The following is an 18,644-nucleotide window of genomic DNA, read 5'->3' on the forward strand; positions in this document are numbered from 1 at the left end:
CGCGCAAAGGCGGCCCAGGATCGGCTCCAGCTCCATGCGCACCTCGAGCAGTTCCGCCGGCGTCGTATGGATGCCCGTGCGCAGAAGCTGGACGGGCTNGCGCGGGCGCTGGGCTGAGACGAAAGTGCCCTGGCCCTGCCGCCGCCAGATGATCCCCTCCGCCTCCAGCAGCGCGAGGGCCTCGCGCAGCGCGCGCCGGCCGACCCCCATACGGTCCGCAAGCTCGCGCTCGGGCAGAAGCCGACCGTCTTTGGCGATCCCGCCATCCTCCAGCGCCGAGCGCAGGCGCTCCGCAAGCGGCAACTGCGTCTCTGTCATCTCACCACCCATCAGTGCGTTCGCCCAGCTGTTGAACCAATTAGAACCATTTTGTCACCAGATGTCTATATCCCTTGCAATGTAAGTCGTGAGGCATGAACCAATTCAGAGCTTTTTTGAGTAGTGGTTCATTTTTAACTTGACCACGGATTATCAACTGCCGCTAGATAGCCGGGCAAACTGGATTATTGAACCAATTTTGATTGGTTTGGTGCGGCCTGCGCGAACGCTGCGCATAGGAGGGGGACGTAAGATGCGGAAGATGTCCGTAGTTGCCTTTGCAATGACGACCGCGGTGATGACGGGAAGTGCATTCGCGCAAACCGAACTCCGGATCGGCATGCGAGACGATCCTGGCTCGCTCGATCCTGCTACAAATGCCACCTTCGTGGGTCGTGTTTCGCTCCAGTCCATCTGCGACAAGCTGGTCGATATCGACGCCGATGGCAATCTGCAGCCCATGCTGGCGGAAAGCTGGCAATGGTCAGAGGACGGCAAGGAGGTGACCTTGTCTCTGCGCCAGGGCGTTGTATTCCACGACGGCACGCCTTTCGACGCGGAAGCAGTGAAGTTTAACCTCGAACGCTATCTGACGCTTGAAGGATCGCGTCGCCGCGCGGAGATTTCCACTATCGACAAGGTCGATGTCCTGGATGACCACACGGTCAAACTCACGTTGGAAGCGCCCTCCGTTTCACTGCTGACGCAGTTCACCGACCGGGCCGGAATGATGATCAGTCCCACGGCCTATGGCGCGACCACGCCGGAAGAATTCGCCAACAGGCCAGTCTGCGCCGGCCCGTATACTCTTGCGGAATATCGCCCGCAGCAACAGGTCGTGCTTGAAAAATTCCCGCAGCATTGGCGCGCCGACCAGTACAGCTTCGACAAGGTGATCTATTCGGCCATTCCAGACAGCAATGTGCGCCTTCTCAATTTGCGCTCTGGCGAGTTGGACCTTGCAGAGAATGTGGCCCCCAACGACATCCCCTCGCTTGAAGGCGACAGCAATTTCAAGGTCGCCGTGGGCGATCAGCCGGCCTTTGAGATGATCCAGTTCAATCTGAAAGGGCCGGGCGCAAATCCGGATGTCGCCAACAATGTCGCCGTGCGCGAGGCTTTCTCGTTGGGCATCGATCGCGAGGCCATCAACCAGGTGGTGTTCGGCGGCCGCTACACCACCGGCAACCAGCCCTTTCCGCCCTCAAGCATGTGGTACAATCCGGAGTTTCCCGTGCCGGCCCGCGATGTCGAGGCTGCCAAGGCCAAGCTTGCCGAAGCAGGCCTCGACAAGGTGGACATCGATCTGATGATCTCCACCTCGCCGGAGCGGCAGGCGGTCGCCGAGATGATGCAGGCCATGCTCTCGGAAGTTGGCATTAACCTGAACATCCAGCCGACCGAATTCGTCTCCATGCGCCAGAGGGCTTCTTCGGGCGATTTCCAGGCCTATGTCATCGGCAGTTCCGGTCGCGTCGACCCGGACCTCAACATCTCACTCACCTTCGAATGCGGGACTGCCAACAACGTAGGCGGCTACTGCAGCGAGGAGTTGGATTCTCTCCTGGCGAAGGGGCGTGCGACCGCCGACCCCGAAGCGCGCAAACCGATCTACGCGGACGCGATCAAAGTCATCATGAAGGACATGCCGGGGATCTATCTCTACAACCAGCGTGCCGCTTATGCGATGACGTCCAAGCTGGAAGGCTTCCAGCCCTTCCCTGACGGCATCATCCGGCTGGAAGGCGTCAAGCTGGCGGAGTAATCCGGTCGCAACCCCGCCGGCGCGGCTTGCTACCGCGCCGCCGCCCTCGCAGTGCCTCACGACGACGCTATGACAGACACCACGCAAAATCTGCTCGAGGTGAATGAGCTGCGCGTAACCTTCGGTGCAGGCGATGAGGCCGTCACCGTCGTCGACGGCGTGAGTTTTGCGGTGCGCGCAGGCCGGACCCTAGGGATTGTGGGAGAATCCGGAAGTGGCAAAAGCGTCACCTCCCTCGCGATCATGGGCCTGTTGGCCAAGCAGACCACGCGTGTGAGTGGCACCGTGGCCTTCGAGGGCAAGGACCTTCTGCGCCAAGGCGAAGCGACGCTCCGCGATCTGCGGGGAAACCGGCTGGCGATGATCTTCCAGGAGCCGATGACGTCGCTCAACCCGGCCTACCGCATCGGTGACCAGATCACCGAGGCGCTGATGCGTCATCGCAGGATAACGAGGGCGGAGGCGAAGGCGAGGGCCATCGAGATGCTGCGGCGCGTCCGCATTCCTTCTCCCGAGCAGCGCTTCACCGAGTTCCCCCATCGACTCTCCGGCGGCATGCGCCAGCGCGTCATGATCGCCATGGCGCTTGCCTGCGATCCGAAACTCCTGATAGCGGACGAGCCCACGACGGCGCTCGATGTCACGATCCAGGCGCAGATCCTTTACCTGATGCGCCAGCTTCGCGAGGAGACCGGCGCGGCCATCGTGCTCATCACCCACGATCTCGGCGTCGTTGCCGAGGTGTGCGATGACGTGGCGGTCATGTATGCCGGTCAGGTCGTCGAGCGTGCGCCGGCTGCAGACCTGTTCGCCTTTCCGCAGCACCCCTATACGGTTGGCCTCCTGGGCTCTCTCCCCCGGTTCGAGGAGAGCACGGATCGCCTTCCGGTGATTGCCGGAACCGTCCCGAACCCGCGCGCACTGCCCACGGGTTGCCGTTTCCAGGACCGCTGCCCTTTCAGGATCGAGCGTTGCGCCGAGCCGCCGCCTCTCCTTGATCTCTCGCCAACCCGGAGTTCCAGATGCTGGCGCGCGCCGCTTGAGGAACTGGCTTCATGACGGAACCGGTCCTCACGGTCGAAAACGCGTCCAAGGTGTTCGTTGCCAAGCGGGATGTGCTGGGTCGTCCCACGCGCACTGTCAATGCGGTAGATACCGTGAGCCTTTCACTTATGAGAGGGGAGACGCTTGCGCTTGTGGGCGAGTCCGGCTGCGGCAAGTCCACCCTGGGCCGCCTCATGACACGCCTCATCGAGCCCACCTCTGGTACCATCTTGCTCGACGGCGAGGACATTACGACCGCCAACGACCGGGCGCTGCAGAAAATCCGCCGCAAGATTCAGATGGTCTTCCAGGATCCGTTCGCAGCGCTGAACCCGCGCATGACCGTGGGGCAGATGGTGGCCGAGCCGCTGATGCTGCATGACATCGTGCCGGCCTCCGAGCGGAAGGCGCGCGTGGTATCGCTTCTGGAAGCGGTGGGCCTCGGGGCGCAGCACGCGGACCGCTACCCCCACGAGTTTTCCGGCGGCCAGCGCCAGCGCGTCGTGATCGCCCGCGCGCTTGCCGCCGATCCGATGGTGCTCGTTTGCGACGAGCCGGTATCGGCGCTCGACGTCTCGATCCGCTCCCAGATCCTCAATCTTCTGGCGGAGCTGCAGGAGCGTCTCGGGCTGTCCTACATCTTCATTTCCCATGATCTTGGCGTGGTGAAGCACATAGCCGACCGGGTGGCGGTTATGTATCTCGGCCGGATCGTCGAGATCGGCAGGACGGAGGACGTCTTCTCCGCCCCACGCCACCCTTATACGCGCGCGTTGATCTCGGCCATTCCCGTGCCCAGCCCCGATGCCGCAAGAGCGCACGAGCCGATCGAAGGAGACATGCCGAACCCGCTCGATCCCCCGTCCGGCTGCCATTTCCACACGCGCTGCCCCTACATGCAGGATATCTGCCGCACCAAACGGCCGGAACTGCTGCCCAGCGATGCCGGGCATCCATCCGCATGCCATTTCCGCGACGAGCTTCCCTCCGCCGCGGACATTCTGCCCAAGCCCGTCGCCGTGGATCCGCGCCTGGAGAAACTCTTCGCGGCCTTCGGAACCTCCGGTGTCGAGGAGGCCCACCCATGACCCGTCTCATCGCGCGCCGCCTCATTGAGCTCATCCCGACGCTGTTGATCCTGTCGGTGATCATCTTCTTGCTGCAGCGCCTTCTGCCGGGCGATCCCGCGATCGCGCTTGCCGGCGACGACAGCGACCCGGAACTGCTCGAACAGATCAGGCGCCAATACAACCTCGACCAGCCCCTGCCCATTCAATATCTAAGCTGGATCGGCGGCGTGCTGCACGGCGATCTCGGCAATTCGATGCGGCTCGGCCGCCCCGTACTGGATCTGATCCTCGACCGCCTGCCGGTTACCCTCCAGCTCGCCGTGATGGCTATGTTTTTTGCCCTGGTGGTGGGGCTCACCGCGGGCATCATCTCCGCCATCAAGCAGGGGACGATCTGGGATTACCTGGCCAACATCGTCGCGCTTGCAGGCATCTCGCTGCCCAATTTCTGGATGGGCATCATGATGATCCTCTTCTTCTCCGTCATGCTGGGCTGGCTCCCCGCATCCGGCTATGTGAGTCCGGCCGAGGACCTGCAACGAAGTCTCCTTAGCCTCCTGATGCCCGCCATCGTGCTTGGCAGCGGCATCGCCGGGGTCATCATGCGCCACACCCGCAGCGCCATGCTGCAGGCGCTGGAAAGCGATTATGTGCGCACTGCCCGCGCGAAGGGGTTGTTCGAATCGCGCGTTGTCATCCGTCACGCCATGCGCAACGCCCTTACTCCCGTCATTACGCTCGGCGCGTTGGAGTTCGGCGGCCTCCTCGGCGGAGCGGTGCTGACGGAACAGATCTTCAACATCCCAGGCTTCGGCAAGCTGATCGTAGATGCCGTCTACAACCGCGACTATGCGGTGGTGCAGGGCGTCGTGCTGGTGACGGCCATCGTCTATGTGGGGATGAGCCTGCTTGCGGATATCGGCTATGTGCTCGCCAACCCAAGGCTGAGGGAGTAGCCCATGGCAATCGCCTCGACTGCCCCGGCAGTGCCCCATGAAGGCCAGTTCGCCCGCTTCTGGAAGCGGTTGCGCAGGCGCAAGGCCGCGCTTGCGGGCCTTGTCTTCATCGTGATCGTGATCCTGGCCGCGATCTTAGCCCCGATGATCGCCCAGTTTGATCCGCTCGCGCAGGACTACACCGCGATCCGTCAGCCTCCCACCGCGCTGCACTGGTTCGGCACGGATGAGCTCGGCCGCGATATCTTCGCCCGCATCGTCTTTGGCGCGCGGGCGTCCATGCTTGCCGGCGTCATCTCGCTCAGCATCGCGCTCGCGATCGGCGTGCCGTTCGGGCTCGCCGCCGGCTATTTCGGCGGCTGGATCGATCTCTCGATCAGCCGCGTGGTCGACGCCATGCTGGCCATTCCCTTTCTCATCCTCGCCATCGCGCTCGCTGCATTCCTCGGCCCGAGCCTCACAAACTCGATGATCGCCATCGGCGTCACGGCCGCGCCGCTCTTCGTACGCCTCACGCGCGGCCAGGTCCTAAGCGTGAAGGCGGAGGACTATGTCGCTGCCGCCCGTTCCCTTGGAAACCCGCACTGGCGTGTCGCCTTCCGCCATATATTGCCCAATGTGCTGCCGGCGCTCATTGTCCAAGCGACGCTGGCGCTTGCCGCCGCGATCACTTCCGAGGCCAGCCTTTCCTTCCTGGGTCTCGGCCAGCAGCCGCCCGCGCCCTCATGGGGCTCCATGCTTAACACTGCGCAGCGCTCGCTCTCCAACGCACCATGGGTCGCGGTCTGGCCGGGCATGATGATCTTCCTCACGGTTCTTAGTTTCAACCTTTTGGGCGACGGGATGCGCGACGCTCTCGACCCGCGCAGCCGCTAATCTAACAACGGAAAGTCTGAGCCATGCGAATTCTTGTCGTCGGAGCCGGCATTCTCGGTGCCAGTGTCGCCTACCATCTCTCGCTTGAGAAGGGCGTTGATGTCGAGGTGGTTGACGAGGAGCATCAGGGCAAGGCGACGCTCGCCGGCGCCGGCATCGTCTGCCCCTGGGCCACTAAGGTCGAGGAGCCGGCCTTCTACCGCTTCTACGCCGCCGGTGGCGCCTATTACCGCAAGCTGGTCGCGAACCTCGCCGAGAATGGCGAGACGGATTTCGGTTATCGCCAGGTGGGAGCCCTCGTCCTGGCGGAGAACGAGACCGAGCTCGCCCAGGTCGAGAAGCGCGTGCTCACGCGCGTCGCCTCCGTCCCTGAGGCAGGCAAGGTCTCCCGGCTTTCCGGCAAGGATGCGCAGGCGCTCTTCCCACCTCTGCGCGATGATTTCCTCGCGCTCCACATCGAAGGGGGCGCCCGCGTCGAGGCCCGCGCCATCGCCGCGGCGATGATGCGCGTAGCCGTCAAGAACGGCGCCAAGGCCCGCAAGGGGCATGTGGAGCTGGCGCTTGCTAACGGAAAGCCGGCCGCCACGCTGAATGGCGAAAAGCTTGAGGCCGACCTTGTCGTCGTCGCCGCAGGCGCCTGGGCGAACGACATCCTCTCTTCCCTCGGCGTATCCATCGCCGTCGCGCCGCAGAAGGGACAGATCATCCATCTTCGCGTGCCGCAGGAAACGCAGGACTGGCCAGTCCTGCTGCCGCAGGCGAGCCACTACATGCTCGCCTTCGACGACAATCGCGTAGTCGTCGGCGCAACGCGCGAGACTGGCTCCGGCTTCGACTACCGGGTGACGGCTGGCGGGCAGGCCGAAGTGCTGAATTTTGGCCTCGATCTCGCACCTGGCCTTGCCAACGCCACGCTGATCGAGACGCGCGTAGGCTTCCGTCCGGCCACCGAGGGTGTGAAGCCGCTGCTTGGCCGGATTCCTGGCATGGAGGGAATGCTGATCGGCAACGGCCTTGGCGCCGGCGGTCTCACCATGGGGCCGCTCGCCGGCCGCCTGCTCGCGCAGACCGCACTCGGCGAGCCGACCGATCTCGATCTCGCGGACTATCCCGTCCTCGTCTGAAAGCAGGTCCGTCATGTTCGCCCCCTATCGCTCCCGCATCGTCGGTACTCGCCACATGGCCGCCGCGGGCCATTATCTTGCGGCCCAGACCGCTCTCCAGGTGCTCGAAGCCGGCGGCAATGCGATCGACGCGGGCGTCGCCGGCGGCATCACGCTCGGGGTGGTGCAGAGCGAATATGTTGGATTCGGCGGCGTAGCGCCCATCATGATCTATTCAGCCAGGACGGACGAGGTCGTCTCGATCAGCGGTTTGGGGGTCTGGCCTAAGCGCACGGATCTCAGTGTCTTCCATCGGAACCACGCTGGACGCATCCCGCAGGGGCTCCTGCGCACCATCACCCCCGCCGCACCGGACGCCTGGATCACCGCGCTCGAGCTCTACGGAACCATGTCCTATGGCGAATGCGCGGCCGAGGCGATGCGCTTCGCCCGCGAAGGTTTCCCCATGCCCGCCCTCATGGCAGCGATCATCGCCGATTATGAGGACGATTACCGGAAGTGGTCGCAGAACGCGGAAATCTACCTGCCTGGCGGGAAGCTGCCACAAGCCGGCGACATCTTCATCCAGACGGATCTGGCGAACACCATCGCCTACATGATCGACGAGGAGCGCGCCGCCGCCGCCAGGGGCGGGCGCGAGGCGGGCCTCAAGGCCGCGCGCGACGCCTTCTACAAGGGCGACATCGCCAAGGCCATCGCCGCCTATCACCTCGAGCATGGCGGCTGGATGCGCGAGGACGATCTTGCCGAATTCCGCGTCGAGGTCGAACGCGCGATGTCTGTCACCTATGGCGGGGCGGAGATCTTCACCTGTGGCCCCTGGTGCCAGGGCCCGGTGCTCGGCCAAACCATGGCCATGCTCGACGGCGTCGATCTTAAAAGCCTTGGGCACAACAGCCCCGCCTATATCCACCACCTGGTCGAAGTCCTCAAGCTCGCCTATGCGGACCGCCACGCGCTCTATGGCGACCCGAATTTTGTCCATGTGCCGATGAAAGAGCTATTCAGCGCCGAATATGCACAGGCCCGTCGCAAGCTGGTCGATCCGGCTCGCGCCCATCCGGGAATGCCAGACCCCGGCCTTCCCACCAACTGGGGCCGGAACCCAACGCCTCTCCCCGATACGGCGAAGGATCCCGGCCAGCTCGACACTTCCTATGTCTGCGCCGTCGACAAGGAGGGGAACGCGTTCTCCGCCACGCCGAGCGATGGGTCGGTCGGTGCGCCGATTATCCCGGGTCTCGGCTTCGTGCCCTCGGCCCGCGGCGTCCAGTCCTTTACCGATCCCAATGCCCCTGCCGTCCTCGGCCCCGGCCGCCGGCCGCGCCTCACACCGAGCCCCGCCTTCGCGCGCAAGAAGGGCAAATGGATCATGCCCTTGGGCTCGCCAGGCAACGACGTCCAGCCGCAGGCGATGCTGCAGGTTTTCCTCAACATCCATGTCTTCGGCATGTCCCTGCAGGACGCCATAGACGCTCCGCGTTTCGCGACTTTCAGCTATCCGCGTTCCTCTGCGCCGCATCCCTTCGATCCGGGCCTTCTCAAGCTCGAGCGCCGCATTCCAGAAGAGACGCGCGAAGCTCTGCGCACCCTTGGCCACGATGCTCGGGACTGGCCCGAGTGGGATTACGCCGCAGGCGGGGTTTGCACGATCGTCAAGAATGAAAAATCGGGAGTGCTGGAGGGAGGCTCCGATCCGCGTCGCCCGACCGCGGTGGCAGGCTGGTAAACAAAATGACACAAATGTTCCTAGACGTTGCACCTGGCTCGGTGGCCAGGAGCCATGAGCCCCGCAGGCGTGGCGTTTCATCTCTTTCAGGGGCGACCGTGGAATGAACGGTGCCGGCACAGATCGCGCCAGGCAAGCCGAGCTAACGCATCCGGTCTGGTGCGAACACCCATAAGTTGAACACTTATGTGGCGGACCGCCATCGCATGGATGGGGCGGCGCTCTCGTTTTTCAACCAAGGATAGGAAAACAAAATGGTCGAACGAATCAAGAAAGGAAAGACGCTCCACGGCATAGTGGTGCATGGGGGCGTCGCCTACACGGCGGGCATCGGGGCGGACGATATCGGGCAGGATATGGAAGGGCAAACGCGCCAGATCTGCGCCAAAATCGATGCGCTCCTGGCCAGTGCGGGGTCGGACAAGTCAAAACTTCTGCGCGCAGAGATATTCATCACAGATATGGCTCGGAAACCGGATATGGACCGCGCGTGGCTTGCTTGGCTCGACGAAAGTGACCTTCCTGCTCGAGCGACGATCGGCGTCGCCGATTTAGGCGATCCGCAGCGCCTGATCGAGGTGATTGTGACGGCAGCATGCTAGCGGCGCTAACAAAGAATATTCCTGTTTCTGTTCGGGACAACTGAGACGGATCGGCATTGGCACCTGGTGACGGGTAGATCCCGTCACCAGGCGGCCCAAGTTGCTGTCGCCGTGCTGTTTCAATCTTTAGGGCCAAGCTTCAGCAATCGGCCATCGACGCTTTCCGGGACTGGCGTCCTCGGCGGGAAGCCAGAGGATCGTAGGTAATGCTCACAAGCTTCTGCCTCGGGGAATGCCGCCGTAAATATGTTGATGCGAGACTTGCCACCGCGCCGATGTTTATCGGCACTGTGATAGTATTCGAGTACTGGGGCCTATGCCTGGCCCGCGATGAATAGCCTGGGCCCCGGGGCTGGTTGACGGATTGTTTCAGCTTTGGCGTACCATGCGCTAAATTGTCTTCCAGAACGGCCGAATGCCGCAAGGTTTCCCATGGCAGGTCGAGCTTTTCCTTTCGAGTAAACGCCAGATAGACAGGCCCCCGGTTAGAAGACCGAGACGCGTCGTTGCCGTTTTTGGAGCAGTACCTACACCACCGGCGGTGAGCAGCAGCACAGCCATACTACGGTACTTTTAGCGCAAGCGACATTGCCATGAGAGAATGGCACTTGGGGGATGGAACGCTTTCGGCAGCCGCCTGAGCGCATCAGACAGCGCGGAGCGTGTAGCGGCTTCAGCGCCGCTGGTTGAGCAATCAGGTCGGCATGGAACGATCCGGAGCAACTCTCGTCGCTCAAGGCGCCGTGCGCTTTATAGGACCGGAGCGTTTGCAGCAGGTAAGTCTCTCCAAATTCGATTGTTGACACGACCTTGTCATAATGAGCTATATTCGCTCACGGGAATTTTGTTTCGCTATGTCGAAAATGTTCCGTGGGAGAGGCAGCGGGCGCTTATCGCCAGCTGAATTGGAGGAGAGATATGGATATCGAACGCTTTTCGGGCGGCGTTGATCGCCGTTCTGTGCTGACCGGCATCGCATCGGCCCTCGTTGGCGCGGTTGCAATGCCGGCCTTCGCACAAACAGCACCGGAAATCCGGCGGCTCGAAGTGATCATCCCGCTATCTGCCGGCGGGGGCAGCGATATTATGGTTCGGCAGTTGATGGAGCATGTCCGGCCGCTTCTTTCCTCGCAGATAGCTATTTCGAATGTTCCTGGTGATGGATCGCTGCTTGGCCTCAGCCGCTTGGCGCGCGCAAGTCCTGATGAGGCAGTCATCGGCGTGCACAATCCGCCGAATACCGTGCTCTCCCAGCTTGCGCGCGGTGCGTCGGCTCCCGTCGACATTCGTACCCTTACGCCCATTGCCGGCTTTGGCCGCACCTTCACCGTTCTCGCGACCTCGACACAATCCGGAATAGAAACCTACCAGCAGCTGCAGCAGGCCTATGAGAGCGGCGCTCAGCGTCTTCTCGGTGGGACAGACCGGGCAGGATCATCGGAACTCACTGCAGAGCTTCTTCGAAGTCAGGCGGATCTGAAGTTTGAAGAATACGTAGCCTACGACGGTAGCGGTGCCGGCAACGCAGCGATCGCCAGGAACGAGGTGCCGGCAGGTCTCGCATCATACGAGGCGGTGATCGACGGTATGGCGTCAGGCACGCTGCGTCCGCTGCTGGTGCTGGGCAATGTCGAGCGTGTGGCTGACATGCCTGATGCTCCGACCGTCGCCGAACTCGGCTATCCGTCCATGGCTGAAGTGGCGGCGCCCATCCGCGTCATTGTGGGGCCGCCGAACATGGAGCAGTCTCTCCGTGATTATCTTGTCGGCCTTTTCCGCGACGTCGTTACCAATGCCGATGTGGTTAAGAAGATGGCCGAGGCGGGAATCAAGCTCGAGTACATGTCGCCGGAGGCGGTTGGACAGTCGATCAACGGTGCGTTCGAGAAGCTGGAGTCACTGCCGGTGCTCCAGCAAATGCTGGCTCGCAAATAATCGGCCACATGAAAGAAAAGACCTTAACAAGGGTCGTTGCCGATTATGTTGCCGGGAGCAGCTATGAGCAGCTTCCGGTCGATGTGGTCGACAGGACCAAGCTCATCATCTTTGATGAGATCGCTTGTGCCATACTCGGGCGCAAACTTATTGCTGGTGAACTGATCGCAAAATTTGTCGGCGCAATGGGCGGAGTCGGGGAGGCAACCATGCTGGGTCGCCGACAGCGCGTGCCCGCTGCGATGGCTGCTCTGGCCAACGGAACGGCAGGTCACGCCGACGAGTTTGACGGGGCCCACGTGACCGACGGACATCCGGGCGCCGTAATTGTCCACGCGACCCTGGCCGTTGGCGAAACCAGGCGCGTGACCGGACGTGAGTATCTCCACGCCGTGTCGGTCGGGTATGATGTCGGGACTCGACTGGTCGCTTCCGTGGGCGGTGCATTCACGTTGCGGCAGGCACATCACATCCACTCGGATCACCTCCACAGCTTTGGAGCGGCGATGGCGTGCGGTCGCCTGCTCAGATTGGACGCGGACGGGCTTCGACACGCCGCGGCGCTGGCAGCAGGCCACGCGGGTGGCCTGGCAGTAGTGTTCGAAGAACGCCGTCATATGAGTAAAGCTTTGTCCACGGGGCAGGCCGCTTTTGGCGGCGCCTCTGCTGCGCTCCTGGCCGCTTCAGGATTCGAGGGCCACGACAACGTCTTTGATTCCAGGCATGGTCCGCTTGGCTTGGCGCCCGAGGGCAAAGCAGAGCTTTTGACCAAAGAGCTTGGAAGCGACCATGCGGTCATGGGAGCCAACTTCAAGTTCTATTCAGCCGGCTATCCGATCCACGCGCCGGTAGAAGCGGCACTGACCATTGTCGAACGAGAACGGCTCACCCCGGATGATATCGCCTCGGTGACGGTGCGGCTGACCACTCACACAGCCGATACGGTCTCCAATCGCGGGATGCCCAGCATCTGTGTTGAAGACATGCTGTCAGTGGCCATTGTCCACGGCCGTTTGGGCTTCGAGGAAGCTCATTCAGCCGCCGCTTTGGCCAGGCCTGAGGTGAAGGCTCTGCGGTCCAAGATTCGAGCTGTAGCAGACGCTGAGATGGACCGCACTCAGCCCCATGGTCGAGGAGCCAAAGTGGAGATCGAGACGGTTTCTGGCATGCGCTTCCTCGTCGGCATCGACCATCCGCGTGGGCATGCCCTTCGCGGAGCGGCCGATTGGCAATCCCTGCGTGGCAAGTGGGACGAACTCCTTCCAAGTTTGATCGGCAGATCCAACTTCGAAGCATTTTACAATCTCTGCCAGAGCTTGGAACGTGTCGATGACCTGGCAGAGCTTACGCATCTTCTGAGAACCTAAGGACCAAGCACATGCAGTTTGCACTTGAAGGTCGCCCGGAGATCCCGCCCTTGGAAGCCGCTCTGGTACGCCACATCGTTTCGGCGCGTTTCGAGGATCTGGACGCCGAAACGGTTGATGCCGCATGCCGGACACTTCTTTGGGCAACCGCGACGGCTGTCGCTGGATCGGCGGCCGAAGGTTCTGATGCAGTGGTGCGTTTCATCACCGAACAGGGCGGTCACCAACAGGCCACCGTGATCGGTACTGGGTTGAAAGCACCGAAATCGGCAGCAGCCTTCGCAAACGCGGTTTTCGCGAAGGCCCACGAGTACGAAGATAAGTATTGGCTCGACAACGCGGGCGGCTTCGCCATCGGCTTCGCCGTGGCCCCGGCCGTAATGGCGGCGGCAGAAGCCTCCGGCGGGATTAGCGGCAAGGACGTGCTTACGGCCATTGCCGTAGGCGTCGACCTTCAGGCCCGTTTGCTTTCAGCAATTAGGGGGGAGCTTTCGCCGGTCTGGACGCCTTGGAATTCCACCTATCTCTTCTGCAACTATGGCGTAACCATTGCTGTGGGCAAGGTCCTCGGTCTCAACGAAGAGCAGATGCTGGATGCGCTTGGCCTAATCCACGCCCAGGCGTGCGGCAACTTTCAAGGCCAGATGGAAGGCGTCCTAGGTATTCGCATGCAGGGAGGTTTTGCTGTCCGCAACGCTTTCACGGCGGTGCAACTCGCTCGCAATGGTATTTCTGGCGCGCGGCAATTTCTCTCTGGCCGCTTCGGTTTCTACAAGCTTCACTTCCCCAGCCACACGGTCGACTATGACTCCATCATTGATGGGCTGGGAGAGAACTTCCTCGGCCGCCGGTTGGGTTTCAAAGGCTACCCTTGCGGCGTCGTTGCGCATCCTGTTTTGGACGCGGTGCGGCAGCTTCGTCCGAACTTCAAGTTAGAGCAGCTCGAGGCGCTGCATGTCGAGGGAAGCCCGACGCTCTACATTATGTCAGAGCCGCTGGAGCGCCGCCTCAATCCTCACAACGGCATCGATGCTCAGTTCAGCCTGCCGTGGGTAATCGCCTGCACTCTGCGTGACGGAACACTTAAGCTCAACCACTTCGACAACCAACTCGTACATTCCCCTGAGCTTGTCGGTCTAGCCCACAAAGTGACAATTGACCGCCAGGAAGGCCGCGAAAGTGTGACGGTAGAGGTAAGATTGAAGGACGGGTCAGTGCTTCAATCGAAGCCCGTTGCCTATTGCTCGGGCCATCCCGACAATCCGGTGACGACAGAAGCCATGGTTCAAGTCTTCCGCGATCATCTGAAGATGGCTGCCAAACCTATCGATGCAAACAAAGGTGAGGAACTCATTCGCCGCTTTATTAGGATCGAAGAGATCGCTGACGTCCGCGGGATTTTTGAGGGGGTCTGATGTGCAATCCTGGCGATCTGGCTCGATCGGCAAGGGAACATTGATTTTGCGGAAAACCAGGCGGCGATCTCGCGGGTGCGAGGCCCGTTGCTGCACGGGAGGTGTGAGTGACTGGACACGGTGACCAAGTAGTCGACGACCTGCAAGACGAGGACGAGAGCCCCGCTGCCGACAGCAGTGCCGGCGGGATAGGCTTTGCGGCAATCGTCACGATCGTCGGACTGGTTTTCTTCCTGCAGAGCCTGCAAATTCATTCGCAGGCTGGCCTTTGGCCTCGGATGCTTTCGATTGCACTCGTTGTGTTTGCGGGGACGCAAACCATCACCGCGATCCTCGCCCGACGCAAGTTTCCTCTTCAGGCCACACGCGGGCAACAGCCGAATGGTTCCACATACCGCCGGGTGTTCACGGCGGTTTGGCTTTCGGCCTATTGCATCGCGGCACAAATGATTGGCTTCGGCCCCGCAATGTTGGTCTTTGTGCCCATCTACATGTGGGTGATGGGCTACCGGAAACCATTGTGGATTCTGATCGTCACCGGAGGGTTTGCGGCTGGTCTCAGCTTGATGTTCGACACCGTCGCGAACGTTCCCATCTGGAGCCAGCGCCTGTAAGGCGCTCAGGATTGAATTCCGATGAGCCCGATTTGGGAATCCTTTTCCGTACTTTTCTCCTTTAACGGCCTTTTTCTCGCGACCGTCGGTTTCCTCATCGGCTGCATTGGCGGAGCGATGGTGGGGATTGGCGGGGCGTTAACGACCGCTCTGGTGATCCCGTTCACTTTGTCCATGACGCCCGCCGATGCGATGATCGTGCTGATAGGCGTGTATAGCGGTGTTTCCTATGCCGGTAGCATACCTTCAATTCTGATCAACACGCCGGGCGGCCCGAGTTCCGCAGCCGTAACTCTCGACGGGTACGCGCTGGCGCGGCGTGGCGAGGGAACAACCGCAATAGCGATCTCGGCGACAGCGTCGGCGATTGGCGCGTTGGTGGGCGGACTTTCCCTTGTCATTGCGTTGCCGTTTCTTCAGTATCTGGCCATGGCGTTCGGGTCTCCTGAGTTCCTGATGTTCGGCCTCTTCGGCCTGGCTTCCATCGTAGCGGCGTCAGATACTGGCTATCTCAAGGGATTTACTGCGGGTATTCTTGGCGCACTTCTCGCAACCATCGGTGCCAGCCTCCTTGATGCCAATCCTCGCTTCACTTTTGGGATCAGTGACCTCGTCGATGGCATCGATCTCGTTGCGGCGATGATAGGACTGTTTGCCTTCTCGGAGATGGTCCGGCTATCGCGTAACCCGAACTCGATCTCCAGCGCTCTGGTCGGGCGGGGCAATATGTGGCGAGGGGTCGTCTGGGCGCTCAAGGAATGGAAGGCGATCCTGCGCGGCTGCGGAATGGGCGTCCTCGTCGGATTCGTGCCGGGCGAGGGGGGTACGGTCGCAACTTTCATGTCGTACATCACGGAAAAGCAGTTGAGCAAGCAGCCGGAGCGGTTCGGCAAGGGTCATCCTGCCGGCATAGCGGGACCGGAAGCTGCCAATAACTCGGTGATTGGTGGCTCTTTGGTCCCAACGCTGTCGTTCGGCATCCCTGGAAGCGTTTCGACCGCACTGCTGCTCACCGCGTTGATGCTGCATGGTATCCGCCCCGGTCCGACGTTGTTCACGAACGATGTCGTCGTGCTGTACACGATTATTGGATCAATCTTGTTTGGTGCGGTGCTGACCATGATCGTGGGACTTTCCATGTCGCGCCCGCTAGCGCTGCTAACGATCATCCCGATCCCGATACTGGTCCCGTTGGTTTGTGTGACATCGGTCGTCGGCATCTATGCCGCTGGTTTCAACTACAGCCACATCTTTATGGCCCTCGCCGCAGGCGTGCTGGGTTACGCATTCACCCGATTGAAATATCCGATCGTAGCGTTCCTGCTCGGGTTTATCGTCGGCCCGTTGGCTGAAGAGAACTTCATGCGTACTTGGCAGCTCACGCAGGGTAATATTTGGGAAATTCTCACCCGGCCAATCTGTGCTGCACTATTCCTCATGACGATGATTGTGCTGTTGCGTCCGCTTTGGCGGCTCCTGATCGCCAAAAGGAGGATGAGGGCGACGGCCTGACGCCCTCGAACGGGCCGGCTAGTCAGCCGGCCTTCTTGCGTCGGGTATATCCATGCGCATCCTGGTCTGATGCGGCCCTATCTGGCGAGTTTACGCGGCAATCATTCAGCTGGTCACGATCTGCCGTGAAACCAAGGCCCGGCCCATCCGGAATGATCAGCATGTTGCCATCCGGATCAGGCGCGCCCTTGAAAAAGCGCTTCCCAGCTTCCCACATCCCGTAGTGGAACTCGACACGGCCGCCATTCATCAGTCCCGCCATCAGATGCATGTTGAAGATCGGCCAGCCACCACCATTCGCAATTGGCAGATTGAACGCCTGTGCCATATGCGCGACTTTCGCAGATTCGGTGTACCCACCGTTGTAGCAACAGTTTGGCTGAACGAAGTCGACTGCCTGGTGCAGGACGAGATCACGGAAACGCCAGCGATGTCCTTCCATCTGGCCAGCTGCCAATGGAATTCGTGTATGCATCCGCAGGTCGGCCATCGCGCGCGTGTCGTTCTGGTGAACTGGCTCCTCGAACCATGTAATACCGCAATCTTCGATTTCGCGGCAAAGCAGGCGAGCTTCCGCAGGACTGAAAAAATAGTTTCCGTCGATTAAAAGTTCAACGTGGTCCGGAATCGCGCGACGGACGGCTTTCACCCGGCGCGCGTCCTCCTTCCAGTCGTGCCCGTCGTCACCGACGACCATCTTGACTGCATCGAACCCCATATCGATAAACTTGTTTGCATATGCGGCAAGCTCTTCGTGGTTAAAGTAGGCATAGCCGAATGTGGCGTACGCCGGACATCGGTCTGAGTATCCGCCCAGCAGACCGGCTACCGATCGCCCTTCGGCCTTTCCGCGCAGGTCCCATAGTGCGATGTCGATTGCCGAAAGCGCATTGGAGATTACGCCGGTATAGGTGCGCGGATTCAGCTTCTTCCAGACAGCGTGATGGATACGCTCCGTATCCCGTGGATCCATCCCCTTCAAAACAGGAAAGATGTGATTTTCGATGCATGGTATCACGGCCCAAGGCAGGAACTGCCCCGTTACGCCAAATCCCGTGTGTCCCGTGTCGGTCTCTACTTCGACAAACACGAATTGACGCTGCTCCAACGCTTCTGCGATGCCATCTATCCTGATGGCATGGCGGTGAAGGCTGGCCTTGATACTCGCTATCTTCAAATGGTCCTCCCAAGACGCAACTGCGCGGTTCCGACCGGCGCTCGTTGACAGTATAAACCGCGCTATTTAATCATTGCAGCGAAAAAATTTTCGCTGTAATGAATTGGGAGGATGTGTTGAGTACCGAAGAACTTATGTTTCAGGGTGCGATGAAGGTGGTTACCCACTGCGCCAATATTCGCCCTGGCGAAAACTTGCTGATTGTCACGGATCCGGAGCGCTATCGTTCCGCGTCGATGATCGCAGCGGCTGCCCGCGCGATAGGTGTTGAGCCCGTAATTATTTCCATGTCGCCCAACAAACTTGACGGGCAGGAACCACAGCCTTTGGTCGCCGAGTTGATGACCTCCGGCAAGGTCGACGTGCTCTTCATGATCGTCACGCGTTCAATCGGCCATTCTAGGGCGGCGATCGAAGCGGTGCGAAAGGGGGCGCGTTCCTTGTCGATGACAAAGTTCGAAGAGGAACAATTCTATCGCGGCGGCCTGTTGGCAGATTTCGCGGCACAGAAGCCGCAATGCGATGCGATGGCGCAACGCATGTCGGAAGCTAAAATCGCGCGGCTAACAAGTATCGCGGGTACCGACATCACATTCGATTTGGCTGGCCGTGTGGGAAACTCCCATTCAGGCATTGTCAGGGAACCGGGCGATGTTACGGCGCTCGTTCACATCGAGGCGAACATCTCTCCAAATGAGGGCCTCACGGAAGGACGCGTCATTGTCGACGGCAGCATTCCCAACTTCGACATCGGGGTGATTTACGATCCGATAGAACTGGTTGTCGAGAAGGGAAACATCGTTTCCATCTCCGGCGGTGCTCAGGCCGAAACGCTTCGTCGGATACTGTCCCAGAACGAAGGAGAGGGCATCTACAACATCGCTCAACTCGCAGTCGGCCTCAATCCGGAATGCATCGCGTTCAACGGCCAATTCTCCAATGAACACGGCGTTTACGGAAGCTGCCATATTGGCATTGGGACTAGCGAGACAATTGGCGGCTCAGTAAGGGCGGACCTGCATTTCGACGTCATGCTTCAATCGCCGACGCTCACTCTCGATGGGGTGGATGTCGTTCGGGCGGGCCAGATTTTGGTCTGAAGCATATCCGCTTACTACGCGGCCGGTGCGAACCGGCCGC

The 18,644-nt window shown here is 60.8% G+C and carries 16 protein-coding genes; 14 read left to right on the top strand and 2 right to left on the bottom strand.

Features of this window, described 5'->3' with window-relative positions; genetic code table 11:
• On the bottom strand, positions 1 to 318 hold a 318-nt coding region (locus tag CHEJ32_RS0122560), incomplete at its 3' end, for a FadR/GntR family transcriptional regulator (protein ID WP_028035801.1).
• 253 nt (positions 319 to 571) lie between these two features.
• Here CHEJ32_RS0122560 and CHEJ32_RS0122565 point away from each other — a divergent pair.
• From CHEJ32_RS0122565 to CHEJ32_RS0122625, 13 genes are all read left to right on the top strand, one after another.
• The gene (locus CHEJ32_RS0122565) at positions 572 to 2,083 is read left to right on the top strand and encodes an ABC transporter substrate-binding protein (protein ID WP_051469866.1); all 1,512 of its coding nucleotides are present in this window, start codon (positions 572 to 574) and stop codon (positions 2,081 to 2,083) included.
• Positions 2,084 to 2,152: 69 nt separating this feature from the next.
• A complete protein-coding gene (locus CHEJ32_RS0122570) occupies positions 2,153 to 3,142 on the top strand; it encodes an ABC transporter ATP-binding protein (RefSeq protein WP_028035803.1) in 990 nt (329 codons plus the stop codon).
• A complete protein-coding gene (locus CHEJ32_RS0122575; protein ID WP_028035804.1) occupies positions 3,139 to 4,215 on the top strand; it encodes an ABC transporter ATP-binding protein in 1,077 nt (358 codons plus the stop codon). Before CHEJ32_RS0122570 ends, CHEJ32_RS0122575 begins: the two co-directional genes overlap by 4 nt.
• Positions 4,212 to 5,153: an ABC transporter permease gene (locus CHEJ32_RS0122580; RefSeq protein WP_028035805.1), complete on the top strand. Its 942-nt coding sequence runs from the start codon at positions 4,212 to 4,214 to the stop codon at positions 5,151 to 5,153. The genes CHEJ32_RS0122575 and CHEJ32_RS0122580 overlap by 4 nt, the downstream gene beginning before the upstream one ends.
• Before the next feature lie 3 nt (positions 5,154 to 5,156).
• On the top strand, positions 5,157 to 6,029 hold the full coding sequence (locus CHEJ32_RS0122585; protein ID WP_051469867.1) for an ABC transporter permease: 873 nt from the start codon (positions 5,157 to 5,159) through the stop codon (positions 6,027 to 6,029).
• A gap of 23 nt (positions 6,030 to 6,052) precedes the next feature.
• Complete coding sequence (locus CHEJ32_RS0122590) at positions 6,053 to 7,153, top strand: FAD-binding oxidoreductase (RefSeq protein WP_028035807.1); 1,101 nt, start codon at positions 6,053 to 6,055, stop codon at positions 7,151 to 7,153.
• A 13-nt stretch (positions 7,154 to 7,166) separates the two neighbouring features.
• Complete coding sequence (locus CHEJ32_RS0122595) at positions 7,167 to 8,882, top strand: gamma-glutamyltransferase family protein (protein WP_051469868.1); 1,716 nt, start codon at positions 7,167 to 7,169, stop codon at positions 8,880 to 8,882.
• A 254-nt stretch (positions 8,883 to 9,136) separates the two neighbouring features.
• Positions 9,137 to 9,484 (top strand): RidA family protein, encoded by a 348-nt coding sequence (locus CHEJ32_RS0122600; RefSeq protein ID WP_028035809.1) that lies wholly within the window; start codon positions 9,137 to 9,139, stop codon positions 9,482 to 9,484.
• A gap of 918 nt (positions 9,485 to 10,402) precedes the next feature.
• Positions 10,403 to 11,419, top strand: coding sequence for a tripartite tricarboxylate transporter substrate binding protein (locus CHEJ32_RS0122605; protein WP_028035810.1), 1,017 nt, complete (start codon positions 10,403 to 10,405; stop codon positions 11,417 to 11,419).
• Positions 11,420 to 11,427: 8 nt separating this feature from the next.
• Entirely contained in the window at positions 11,428 to 12,786 is a 1,359-nt protein-coding gene (locus CHEJ32_RS25805) for an MmgE/PrpD family protein (protein ID WP_034659001.1), read from the top strand.
• A 50-nt stretch (positions 12,787 to 12,836) separates the two neighbouring features.
• Positions 12,837 to 14,201, top strand: a complete 1,365-nt coding sequence (locus tag CHEJ32_RS0122615; RefSeq protein ID WP_198023908.1) for an MmgE/PrpD family protein — start codon at positions 12,837 to 12,839, stop codon at positions 14,199 to 14,201.
• A gap of 107 nt (positions 14,202 to 14,308) precedes the next feature.
• Complete coding sequence (locus CHEJ32_RS0122620) at positions 14,309 to 14,815, top strand: tripartite tricarboxylate transporter TctB family protein (RefSeq protein ID WP_028035812.1); 507 nt, start codon at positions 14,309 to 14,311, stop codon at positions 14,813 to 14,815.
• Positions 14,816 to 14,836: 21 nt separating this feature from the next.
• Complete coding sequence (locus CHEJ32_RS0122625) at positions 14,837 to 16,327, top strand: tripartite tricarboxylate transporter permease (RefSeq protein WP_028035813.1); 1,491 nt, start codon at positions 14,837 to 14,839, stop codon at positions 16,325 to 16,327.
• A gap of 22 nt (positions 16,328 to 16,349) precedes the next feature.
• Here the strand turns inward: CHEJ32_RS0122625 and CHEJ32_RS0122630 are convergent, their stop codons facing one another.
• A complete protein-coding gene (locus CHEJ32_RS0122630) occupies positions 16,350 to 17,504 on the bottom strand; it encodes a mandelate racemase/muconate lactonizing enzyme family protein (RefSeq protein ID WP_028035814.1) in 1,155 nt (384 codons plus the stop codon).
• Between the two features lie 116 nt (positions 17,505 to 17,620).
• Here CHEJ32_RS0122630 and CHEJ32_RS0122635 point away from each other — a divergent pair, with 116 nt between their 5' ends.
• Positions 17,621 to 18,604, top strand: coding sequence for an aminopeptidase (locus tag CHEJ32_RS0122635; protein WP_198023909.1), 984 nt, complete (start codon positions 17,621 to 17,623; stop codon positions 18,602 to 18,604).
• Positions 18,605 to 18,644 lie beyond the last annotated feature (40 nt).

The sequence above is a fragment of the Chelativorans sp. J32 genome (assembly GCF_000518985.1).
GTDB lineage: Bacteria > Pseudomonadota > Alphaproteobacteria > Rhizobiales > Rhizobiaceae > Chelativorans.